The 9,923-nt window shown below is 60.9% G+C and carries 11 protein-coding genes and 1 rRNA gene; 7 read left to right on the top strand and 5 right to left on the bottom strand.

The window, feature by feature from the left end; translation table 11 throughout:
* Positions 1–107 (top strand): 5S ribosomal RNA (gene rrf, locus MHX66_RS08005); the annotation flags it as partial.
* A gap of 89 nt (positions 108–196) precedes the next feature.
* Entirely contained in the window at positions 197–1,708 is a 1,512-nt protein-coding gene (locus MHX66_RS08000; protein ID WP_239202035.1) for an MFS transporter, read from the top strand.
* Positions 1,709–1,719: 11 nt separating this feature from the next.
* Here the strand turns inward: MHX66_RS08000 and MHX66_RS07995 are convergent, their stop codons facing one another.
* On the bottom strand, positions 1,720–2,661 hold the full coding sequence (locus MHX66_RS07995; RefSeq protein WP_239202033.1) for a pseudouridine synthase: 942 nt from the start codon (positions 2,659–2,661) through the stop codon (positions 1,720–1,722).
* A gap of 96 nt (positions 2,662–2,757) precedes the next feature.
* Here MHX66_RS07995 and MHX66_RS07990 point away from each other — a divergent pair, with 96 nt between their 5' ends.
* The 3 genes from MHX66_RS07990 (at position 2,758) to MHX66_RS07980 (ending at position 4,875) form a co-directional block, all read left to right on the top strand.
* On the top strand, positions 2,758–2,913 hold the full coding sequence (locus MHX66_RS07990; protein WP_239202031.1) for a hypothetical protein: 156 nt from the start codon (positions 2,758–2,760) through the stop codon (positions 2,911–2,913).
* 162 nt (positions 2,914–3,075) lie between these two features.
* Positions 3,076–3,987, top strand: coding sequence for a universal stress protein (locus MHX66_RS07985; RefSeq protein WP_035005928.1), 912 nt, complete (start codon positions 3,076–3,078; stop codon positions 3,985–3,987).
* 144 nt (positions 3,988–4,131) lie between these two features.
* On the top strand, positions 4,132–4,875 hold the full coding sequence (locus MHX66_RS07980) for a TetR/AcrR family transcriptional regulator (protein ID WP_070488444.1): 744 nt from the start codon (positions 4,132–4,134) through the stop codon (positions 4,873–4,875).
* Here the strand turns inward: MHX66_RS07980 and yidC are convergent.
* A complete protein-coding gene (gene yidC / locus MHX66_RS07975; protein WP_239202029.1) occupies positions 4,872–5,810 on the bottom strand; it encodes a membrane protein insertase YidC in 939 nt (312 codons plus the stop codon). The genes MHX66_RS07980 and yidC overlap by 4 nt on opposite strands.
* A 79-nt stretch (positions 5,811–5,889) precedes the next feature.
* On the opposite strand from yidC, the gene MHX66_RS07970 reads away from it, so the two are divergent.
* On the top strand, positions 5,890–6,690 hold the full coding sequence (locus MHX66_RS07970; RefSeq protein ID WP_239202027.1) for a class E sortase: 801 nt from the start codon (positions 5,890–5,892) through the stop codon (positions 6,688–6,690).
* Positions 6,691–6,876 carry a hypothetical protein gene (locus MHX66_RS07965; RefSeq protein WP_239202025.1) on the top strand — a complete coding sequence of 62 codons (186 nt, stop codon included), beginning with the start codon at positions 6,691–6,693 and terminating at the stop codon, positions 6,874–6,876.
* A 31-nt stretch (positions 6,877–6,907) separates the two neighbouring features.
* On the opposite strand, the gene MHX66_RS07960 is transcribed toward MHX66_RS07965, so the two are convergent.
* From MHX66_RS07960 to MHX66_RS07950, 3 genes are all read right to left on the bottom strand, one after another.
* Entirely contained in the window at positions 6,908–7,453 is a 546-nt protein-coding gene (locus tag MHX66_RS07960) for a DUF2020 domain-containing protein (RefSeq protein WP_239202023.1), read from the bottom strand.
* A 76-nt stretch (positions 7,454–7,529) separates the two neighbouring features.
* Positions 7,530–7,874, bottom strand: coding sequence for an Lsr2 family protein (locus MHX66_RS07955; protein ID WP_035005917.1), 345 nt, complete (start codon positions 7,872–7,874; stop codon positions 7,530–7,532).
* A gap of 239 nt (positions 7,875–8,113) precedes the next feature.
* The gene (locus MHX66_RS07950) at positions 8,114–9,886 is read right to left on the bottom strand and encodes an alkaline phosphatase (RefSeq protein WP_239202021.1); all 1,773 of its coding nucleotides are present in this window, start codon (positions 9,884–9,886) and stop codon (positions 8,114–8,116) included.
* Positions 9,887–9,923 lie beyond the last annotated feature (37 nt).

Below are 9,923 nucleotides of genomic sequence, written 5' to 3'. Positions count from 1 at the left end.
TTAGCGGTGGGGTCACGCCCGGTCCCTTTCCGAACCCGGAAGCTAAGCCTACCTGCGCTGATGGTACTGCACCTGGGAGGGTGTGGGAGAGTAAGTCACCGCCGGCACTAAAACTAAAGAATGAGGGAGTGTGTACGTTATCGACGTACACACTCCCTTTTTTCATGCTCATTTCCGTATTGCTAAAGTCTGATTCATGAATACACAGCCAGCCTCCGCCACGCCCCTACAACGCTGGCTGCTACTAGCCACAGTCGGCGTAGGCATCACCATCATTACGATCGACAACACCATCCTCTACACAGCGCTCCCTAGCCTCGTGGAGGACCTCGGCGCATCCAGCACGCAACAGCTCTGGATCGTCAACATCTACGCCATCGTCATCGCCGGCCTACTGCTCGGCACCGGCACCCTCGGGGACAAGATCGGCCATCGTCGCATGTTCGTCGCCGGCCTCATCATCTTTGGCCTCGCCTCACTAGTCGCGGCGTTCGCCCCCAACCCTGGGGTTCTTATCCTCGGCCGTGCCCTGCTTGCCGTAGGCGGCGCCACTATGATGCCGTCCACGCTATCGCTTATCCGTCTTACCTTCACAAACCCGGCTGAGCTGAATCTCGCCATCGGAATTTGGGGCAGCCTCTCAACCGTCTCGGCCGCCCTTGGCCCTATCGCCGGCGGCCTGCTTTTGGAACTGTTCTGGTGGGGTTCCTGCTTCCTGATTAACGTCCCGCTTGTCATCGCAGCGCTCATAGCCGTGCCCTTTGTCGCCCCGAAGGATCAGCCACGACCCGACAAGCACTGGGACTTCATCTCCTCCTTCTACGCGATGATCACCCTGGTCAGCGCAGTCCTGCTCATCAAGGAGGGCAGCCACTCCCCGCAGAACTGGCCAGTCATCGGCGTGGCAGCCGTGCTGCTCCTCCTGGGCGGCTGGGCCTTTACGCGGCGTCAGAACGGGCTCGAGCAACCCCTGATCACCTTTGATATCTTCCGCTTCCCCGCGTTCCGTGCCGGCGCCCTGGGAGCCGCCCTGTCCATGTTCGCCCTCGCTGGACTGCAGTACGTCATCACTCAGAAGCTGCAACTCGCCGACGGCCTATCCCCGCTGCACTCCGGCGTGTACGTGACCTTCGCAGCCGTGGGCGCCCTATTTACCTCCATCTACGCCGGTGCCCGCCTCACTCGCTTCGGCATCCGACGCCTGATCGCCGGCGGGTTCGGCCTTGCCACGATCGGTGCTCTATGCGTGTGCCTTTATGGCTATTTGGATTCGACGCCCCTTCTTCTCAGCGGCCTATTCATTAAGGGCATGGGGCTAGGCGCGGTAATGGCGGTAGCCTCCATCGCCATGATCTCAGGCGTGCCGAGCCATCGCGCAGGCATGGCCTCCTCGGTAGAGGAAGTCAGCTACGAGTTCGGATCTTTGACCTCCATCGCGGTCCTCGGCAGCCTGGTCACGGCCTTCTATTCTGCGCTGATCACCCTGCCGGCCGGAGCCCCAGCAGAAGCGACGGAGAGTCTGCATGCCGCGGTGCACATCGCCCATTTCTCGGACGCCAGCTGGGCCGAACCGCTGCTAGCCGCCGCAGATACGGCTTACTCCCATGCCTTCGCAATGATTACCGCCCTGGTCGTGGTGGTGTTGGCGGTCGGATGCCTCTACACGGCGCGAATCTTGCGCGGCGTCACCGTGGAGCTGCAGGACTGATCTAGCGCCAGCTAGAAGTGGCTGATGAACTCCCGCTCCTTGCCACTCAGTGGGTCAGGGAAGCGGAGATTCTTGGCGATTAGGCCCATGGGGGCGGCAAAGTCCTCGTCCTCCACGTAGACCGGTCGGGGCGTAGGGGCGTCTATAGAAAAGAGCGCGGCTTCCGTGAGATCGGTGTACAGAGGGTCGTTCAGGATCGGCAGCCCCAGTGAGCGCAGGACGACGCGCAGCTGGTGGGTCTTGCCGGTGCGGGGCTCCAGGCGCCAGACCAGAACCTCGCGGCCGTCTCGATATTCGGTGCGCAGACCCGTGACCAGGGTAAGAGCATTGGGCGGGTCGTCGGTGAGGATGGTGCTGAGGTGCCCGCGTGTCTTGGACATGCTGTGTTCCAGGCGCCACGGGCGCTCCGGCGTGGGCGACTCCCACGAACGCCAGGCGGCCAGCGGGGCGATGGGAGCGAAGGGGGCTTCCTCCGGCAGGGGAGTAAGCGCCTCGTAGACCTTGTGGGGGATGCGGCGCTCGAACATCGTCTGGTAGGCGCCGCGGACCTCCGGGCGGGCGGTCATCAGGAGCACTCCGCGGGTCAGGCGGTCAAGGCGGTGAGAGGGGGAAAGCTCCGGAATGCCGAGCTGCACTCGAGCCTTGACTAGCGCGGTCTCAGTAATGTGCTGGCCGCGGGGGAGGGTGGCCAGAAAGGGGGGCTTATCCACCACGACGATATCCGCATCCTGGTGCAGCACCGTGATCTCGCCGGGGACGGGACGCTCCGGGGCGGGGTAGCGATAGAAATTGATGAAGCTTCCGGGGCGCAGAACGTCATCCGGGGCGAGCGCTTCTCCGGAATCCAGGCGCACTTCACCGGCGGCGAAGCGCTCTAAAACGGCACTAAAATTATCATCTTCTGCGCGGTGACGCTGGGAGGAAATAAGATGCCACAGAGAATCTTTTGCCACCCACGGCGTGTCGGTAGCTGGGGGAACAAGAATCCGCGTAGGATTTAGGCCCCTTTTTACTGGTAAAGGTCCCATCAATCCGTTATGCTACCCGGCATGGATATTGCTGCAATCACAGGTTCCCTGTCTAACCTGCTCAAGACCGATCTCGGCGCTGTTCTGCTGAACATCTTCCGCACGCTGCTTGAGTTCTTCTCCCCGTCCAACGCACCCGCTGCCGACGACGTTCCGCTGCCCGACACCCAGGCCTAGTACCTCTAACTAGAATCTAAATTCCCACCCAAAGGGTGCCCAATTAGTCCCGAAAATAGGGGCAAAAGGGCGCCCTTTCTGCATTGATTAGCGCTTTTGAGGATAATGGGAAGTGGTAGAGGATCAATCAAATAATGCCCTTGCAAGGAAGGATCGTTTCCCATGGCTACCACGAGCGATAAGGAAATCATCGTCGCAGTTGATGGCTCTGACGCCAGCAACGAAGCCGTCAGGTGGGCCGCGAACGCCGCCCTGAAGCGCAAGCAGCCGTTGAAGCTGGTTAGCGCTTACACCATGCCCCAGTTCATGTACGCCGACGGAATGGTTCCGCCGCAGGAGCTCTACGACGAGCTCGAGAGCGAGGCCGGTGACAAGATCGAAAACGCCCGCAAGATCGTCACCGACTTCAGCGCCGACGTCGAGGTCAGCTACCTCGTCAAGGAAGGCGCCCCGATCGATACTCTCCTGGACCTCTCCGAGACTGCGGAGATGATCGTCATGGGCTCCCGCGGCCTGGGCGGCCTCTCCGGCCTGGTCATGGGCTCCGTCTCCAGCGCTGTTGTCGCCCACGCCGAATGCCCGGTGGTGGTTGTGCGCAAGGACAACGACGTGACCGTCGACAACAAGTACGGCCCCGTCGTGGTCGGCGTGGATGGCTCCGAGATCTCCCGCCAGGCACTGAAGATCGCCTTCCGCGAGGCCGAGGCACGTGGCGCCCTGCTGCGCGCCGTGCACTCCTGGACCGACACGCAGATCCACACCACCTACGTTGGCCTGGTGGATGCGCAGAACCAGATGGATCGCATGATCGTCGAGCGTCAGAACATGATGGAAGACGAGTTGAAGGAGCTCATCAAGGAGTACCCGAGCGTACAGGTCGAGGAGATCGTCGAGCGCGAGCGTCCGGTGCAGTCCCTCACCGAGGCAGCCAAGGACGCACAGCTGCTGATCGTTGGCTCCCACGGTCGTGGCGGCTTCAAGGGCATGCTGCTGGGCTCCACCTCCCGCACCCTGCTGCAGTACGCACCGTGCCCGATGATGGTTGTCCGCCCGAAGGACAAGAAGCGCAAGTAAGCACGCGCAAAACAATAGCGCAAGATAATACAGATCCTGTAGAGTCCAATGGGCTCTGCAGGATTTTGTAGACTTATGCGCGTAAGCGCGCTAAAGGCCGACAGTCAGAGATGACAAGGATGACAAAGATAAGGAGAGAAGTAGATGGCAACGGCAGAGGATAAATCCCGCACGGCGGGCTCCGCGGCCTCTACTGACTCCTCGGCCAAGGCAGACGGTGCAAAGGTAGCCAAGAAGACCGTAAAAAAGACTGCCAAGAAAACCGGAAAGGCCACCAAGCAGACGGCCCGCTCCAGCCGTCGCAACCGGCCCGGGCCGCGCCAGCGCCTGCTGGCAAGCGCGACGAATCTGTTTACCACGCAGGGCATCCGCGTGATCGGAATCGACCGAATTCTACGCGATGCAGATGTGGCGAAGGCCAGCCTGTACTCCCTGTTTGGATCGAAGGACAACCTAGTAGTTGCCTACCTGCAGGAGCTGGATCAGAAGTGGCGCGACGACTGGCACGCGCTGGCGGACCAGCGCGAAAAGCCGGAGGATCGCATCATCGCGTTCTTCGACCTGTGTATTCAGCAGGAGCCAGAAAACAACTTCCGCGGTTCGCACTTCCAGAACGCGGCCAGCGAATACCCGCGGCCCGAGACCGACTCGGAGCAGCGCATCCGCGACGCGGCGATGGAGTACCGCCGCTGGTGCCGCGACACGATGGCCGAGCTGCTTACGGAACGCTTCGGCTATGCCTCGCAGACGCTGGCCGACCAGCTCATGGTGTTCATGGACGGCGGGCTTAACGGGGCGAAGATGTCCCGCAACACCGTGCCGCTGGAAACCGCCCGCGGCCTGGCGAAGCAGCTGCTGCTAACGGCACCGATGAGCTACAACATCTAGCTATTTCGCTTGGCCTTACGAGCCTGCTTCTTTTTCTTCTTTTCCTTCTTCCGCTCCACCAGCTGATCCTTCATCAGCTTGTGGTGCTCCAAGAACTCCTCCGAGTAGGGGATTTTGCGGTCCAGGATCCGCTGAATGGTGATCGTCTGGGTGGTGGTCCACAGGTTGTTACCCACCCAGTAGATCATCAACGCAACCGGGCCGACCGCGCCCAGGGCAATAGTGAATGGGGCAATCAACACGATCGGGCCGATTAGCCACATCAACTTCAGCATTCCGCGGGCCAGGCCTGAGTTGTGATCCACCGTGAGGTAATTCCGGTACATGGAATAGCCCCAGTTAGAAGTGGTGAAAATCGCCGCCAGAATGGCCATGGGGAACACCACCCAAAAGACCTGCTCCTGCGTGGTGTGGATTTCCGCGAACTGCGAATCCGACATCTGCACGTAGGCGGCCATGGGCACCCCGAAGAGCTTTGCGGAAAGCAGTGACTGGACTTCCTCGGCATTCAGAGGGCCAAAGCCGTTGACGGAAGCGTTGATTTCCGGATCCGGACTGGTGACGTGGATGAGCATGCGGTACAGGCCAATCAGGACCGGAATTTGGATTAGCGCGGGAATGCAACCATCGGAGAAGCGATATTCGTGCTCCTTCTGTAGCTCGCGTCGCCTCTTTCCCAGCTCTTTGCGCCCTTCCGCCGTTTTATCATCGCTGTATTCCTGCTCCAGCCGAAAAACCTTTGGACGGATGTTAATCAAAATACGGCTGGAATAAGACTGCCGGTAGACGAAAGGCAAAAGCAGCGACCGAACGGTGACGATCAGAAGCACAAGTGCCAGCAACCAAGATTGCGCTGCATCCCAGCCAAAAATATCGGCAAAAAGGTAATGCCATGCCTTCAGGAATAGGGCAACGGGATACTCGACAATCTTCATGGAGGAGAGCTTACCCGCCATGAGAGATAGCTGCGGGATACGGTAGGGTAGCGTCCCAAAACGTAGTAGCATGTGACGCATGGCGCGACACCGACGACAGGCGGAAACACGACTCGACCCGATTAGTGTTTTCGGCGAGATCCTCATCACCTTTGGTGTTATCGCCCTGCTTTTCGGTTTCTGGGATGTTTTTTGGACGGATGTTCAATCCGGACGCGAACAGGCCGCAGTCGCCCAAGAGCTGGATGATCAGTGGGATGAGAAGAACCCCCGCCCGCTGACCGAGCCGGCCGAAGGCGCTGCCTTTGCTCGCCTGTATATCCCTTCTTTCGGCTCGGACTTTAACTTCTCTGTGGTCAAGGGCGTGGCCGACGAGGACCTAAGCAAGGGGCCGGGCCACTACCAGGAAACCCAAGCCCCAGGTAAGCCCGGTAACTTCGCCATGGCCGGTCACCGCGTGGGGCGTGGCTCCCCCTTCAACGACCTTGGGCTGCTGAAAACTTGCGATTCCGTCGTGGTGGAAACCGCCGGTAGCTGGAATATCTACCGCGTGCTGCCGATCGACGTGGCCCCGGGCGATCGCTTGGCAGAGGCCGAGAAGTGCATGCCCCCAGAGCTGGCGCAGAAGATCTCTAGCGGTGAATACGCGGGCGTCAATGGGCGCTACATCACCACCCCGAACGACATCAACGTGATCAACCCCGTCCCCGGCCAGGATCGCATCGAGGTGCACCCCAAGGATGATGCGGCGTTGCTGACGATGACGACCTGTCACCCGCAGTTTTCCAACAAGGAGCGCATGATTGTCCACGCGGCGCTCGTCCGTTCGGAGCCGAAGAAGGGCGGCGAGGTGCCCGAGGAATTGACGGAGGGAGCTTAAATGTACGCGCTGCTGTGGCGTAACCTGCCCGGGCCCTGGTGGGTCAAGCTACTGATCGTCCTGGTGCTGCTGGTGGGCATCTTCTTCCTGCTCATGGAGGTTGTGTTCCCTTGGGTCGGGCCGATGATGCCCTGGACCGATGTGGGGGTCTCGGAGGGACTGCTGCGGGTCGCTGCTTTAGCTTGAGCCCGCGCGCCGCTGAGAGCTTGAGCGCCGCTTAGAGCTTGAGGTTCTTGATCGTCTCTTCAGCGATCTTCTGCGCCTTCACGGACTGCTCCTGTGCTGTGGTGACCACCACGGCCGTTTCGTCCTTCCACACCGCGTACACTGCGCCGGATTCCCCGTCGCCACCACGGCGCCCGCCGCTCCACCCTTCTGGGTCAAGAGCCTTGAGCGTGGAATCGATCGGCGCGGCATGGTCGACCACCGCGATCGCATCGGAGTTGGTGCGCATGTGACGCACCATCACCGTGGCCTGCGGGTAGTCCTCGTAAGACCAGAAAACACAGGCGGGAGGGTCGAAGCGCTCGTCCGTGCCAGTGCCGGTGAGGCGCTGGCCGTTGGTGTTCTGTAACCACTCGCCGTCCAGGTAGGGGCAAACCTCCTGGCCGCCTTGCCCCACTGGCTCCGGGGTGGCGTCAATCGGCAGCTCCGTGCCCTTGACCGGGTCGACGGTGCGTTCTGCGGAGGTTTCCGAGGTCGGCTCGTCGTCCTCCGCGCCCCCACAGGCGCTGATGCTAAAGGCCAGCGCGGTGCCTGCCACCAGCGCTAGGGATGCTCTTTTTATCTTGTGACGCCCCAACTTCGAAAAACCTCGAATCTCTTAAAACGAAAAGCGTTTACTTGCCCTGAGCCTTCTCAAACTTTTCAATAACGTCGGCGGAAATGCGGCCGCGCTCGGAGACCGCAACGTTGTTCTCGCGTGCCCATTCGCGGATCATGCGGTTGCGCTCCGGGTTGGTGCTGCGGCCGGTGGTTCGGCGCCCGGCACCACCGCGGGTCTTGCGGCGGGCAACCTGAATGTAAGGAGCCAAAGCCTTTTCAAAAGCCGCACGGTTCTTGGCGGACAAATCCAGGGTGTAATCAATTCCGTTGACGCTGAAATCAACGACATTGACCTCCTCCTCGGAAAGTGGGGCATTGTCCAGATCGTCAAAGAACTGGGTAATTTCGCGGCGTGCCATCGGGGCATTCCTTTCTTCCAAGTGTTTGTTGCATATAGCTTTCGGGCTGCTACCTGCGCTACTTAGTTAATAGATTTTCAAACACTAGTCTAACCCATTAAAGGCAAGTATCAATGATGAGCTTTGTTTAAAGCTAAATGAACTGTAAAGGCGCTGGAAAGGGTGGCGTCATTAAGAAAAGAATAAATAAAAAATACCCCCAGGTGTGTACCTGAGGGTAATAAAGCGCTTTAAGGCTTTTAGCGGGCGGAGTGCTTAGCCGGTTCGATGCGCACGTTGGAGGTGTGGATGCCCTCGCCCCACTTGGTGGTGGCGGCCTTGCCGAAGTGCAGCGGCTGGTTCGGCTTCAGCTTGCCGTCCGGAGCCAGGAAGATCCAGTTCGCGTCTACGGCATCCTTCGTCACGCGCACGACGGTGTAGCCGTGGGAGTCGAAGTCCAGGTACTTCACGTGGCGGTTCATGTTGGTGAAGGCGTACTCGACTGTGTGGGACAGCGCGTTATCCTCCGGCAGCTTCAGAATGTCGTCGATGTTGGAGGAGGTAACGGAGGTGCAGACGATCTCCACGCCGGCGGTGCCGCCGTTCGGGTAGGTGCCCGGCTTGGCCGGAATGTCGTTGGCCCAGGAGGAGTGAATGTCTCCGGTCAGCCAGACCGTGTTGCGGATCTTGTTGTCCACCAGGTACTTGATCACTCGGCGACGTTCGGCGGCGTAGCCATCCCACTGGTCGAAGTTGTAGGGCATGCCCTCTTCCGGCAGCCCCAGCAGCTGGGTGACGGCTTTGGTGGCCTCTGGATCCAGCGGCGGGATTAGAACCGGGCTGAACATCACGGAGTTGCCGATGAAGTTCCAGCGGGCAGTCGAGGTGGACAGCTTCTTGGTCAGCCAGCCGAACTGCTCGGAGCCCAGCATGGTGCGGGACTCGTCGTCGGTCTTGCGGGCAGCGGTAAAGCCGGGCTTTTCGTTGCGGTAGGTGCGCAGATCCAGCATGTTCAGCTCGACCAGGTTGCCGAAGGACAGGTTGCGGTAGATGTGGCCCTTCTCGGACAGCGGGGTGGCGCGGATCGGCAGCCACTCCAGGTAGGCCTGCATGGCGGCGTTGCGGCGGGCGATGAAGTCGCCCTCCTTGTCTGCCTGGTGGTTCTCCGCGCCGTTGGACCAGTTATCGTTGGCGACCTCGTGGTCATCCCAGGTGACGATCCACGGGCACGCAGCGTGCGCGGCCTGCAGGTCCGGGTCGGTGTGGTGCTGAGCATAGCGCTGGCGGTAGTCGGCCAGGGAGACGATCTCGTTGGCCGGCTCGTGCAGGCGGACGGAGCCGGTCTTACCGGTGTACTCGCCGCGCGGGTACTCGTAGATGTAGTCGCCGACGTGCAGCGCGTAGTCGATGTCGCCGCGGTTCGCCATATCGCGGTAGGCGCTGAAGAAGCCGGCCTCCCAGTTGGAGCAGCTAAATAGCGCGAAGCGCAGTTCGGAGACGTCGGCGCCCTTGGCCGGTGCGGTGCGGGTCTTGCCGACCGGGGAGGTCTGGCCCTTGCGGGGGCCGTCGACGGTGGTGAAGCGGTAGAAGTAGCCGGTGTAGGGCTTCAGGCCGCGGGCCTCTACCTTCACGGTCATGTCGCCGGCGGGCTCCGCCTTCGCGGTGCCGGAGGTGACGATCTGGGTGAACTTTTCGTCGCTGGCGACTTCCCACTTCACGTTCGTGGTCTGGCCCTTGCCGTCACCCGGGTAGTCGTTTTCGTTGGAGGTCACGCGGGTCCACAGCAGCACGCTATCCGGGTAGGGGTCACCGGAGGCAACGCCGTGCTGGAAGGCTTCCTTGCCCATCTTCTTGTTGATGGGCGGGTTCGGCTGCTTGGCGGAGCCCAGCGGCGCGGCAGAGGCGGTGGAGTTGGCGGCAACGGTGCCGATGCCGACGGCAGCTGCGCCGGCCGCGCTGGTCTGTAGAACCTGGCGGCGGGTGAACTGGCCGGACTGGGCAGGGGTGGAGTTTTCCTGAGGCTTGTTCGTCATAGCCTAATAAAACCACGCGCAAACGGGTTTCGCTGGG

Source organism: Corynebacterium sp. ACRPH, from assembly GCF_022347285.1.
Taxonomy (GTDB): Bacteria; Actinomycetota; Actinomycetes; order Mycobacteriales; family Mycobacteriaceae; genus Corynebacterium.
Note: the sequence above shows the minus strand (reverse complement) of the source record. Positions and strands in the feature narration are given on the sequence as shown.

Excerpts from the sequence above, each read along its gene's own strand:
- MHX66_RS08000 (WP_239202035.1), top strand. The coding sequence starts at position 197 with ATGAATACACAGCCAGCCTCCGCCACGCCCCTACAACGCTGGCTGCTA.
- MHX66_RS07990 (WP_239202031.1), top strand. The coding sequence starts at position 2,758 with ATGGATATTGCTGCAATCACAGGTTCCCTGTCTAACCTGCTCAAGACC.
- MHX66_RS07985 (WP_035005928.1), top strand. The coding sequence starts at position 3,076 with ATGGCTACCACGAGCGATAAGGAAATCATCGTCGCAGTTGATGGCTCT.
- MHX66_RS07980 (WP_070488444.1), top strand. The coding sequence starts at position 4,132 with ATGGCAACGGCAGAGGATAAATCCCGCACGGCGGGCTCCGCGGCCTCT.
- yidC (WP_239202029.1), bottom strand. The coding sequence starts at position 5,810 with ATGAAGATTGTCGAGTATCCCGTTGCCCTATTCCTGAAGGCATGGCAT.
- MHX66_RS07970 (WP_239202027.1), top strand. The coding sequence starts at position 5,890 with ATGGCGCGACACCGACGACAGGCGGAAACACGACTCGACCCGATTAGT.
- MHX66_RS07965 (WP_239202025.1), top strand. The coding sequence starts at position 6,691 with ATGTACGCGCTGCTGTGGCGTAACCTGCCCGGGCCCTGGTGGGTCAAG.
- MHX66_RS07955 (WP_035005917.1), bottom strand. The coding sequence starts at position 7,874 with ATGGCACGCCGCGAAATTACCCAGTTCTTTGACGATCTGGACAATGCC.
- MHX66_RS07950 (WP_239202021.1), bottom strand. The coding sequence starts at position 9,886 with ATGACGAACAAGCCTCAGGAAAACTCCACCCCTGCCCAGTCCGGCCAG.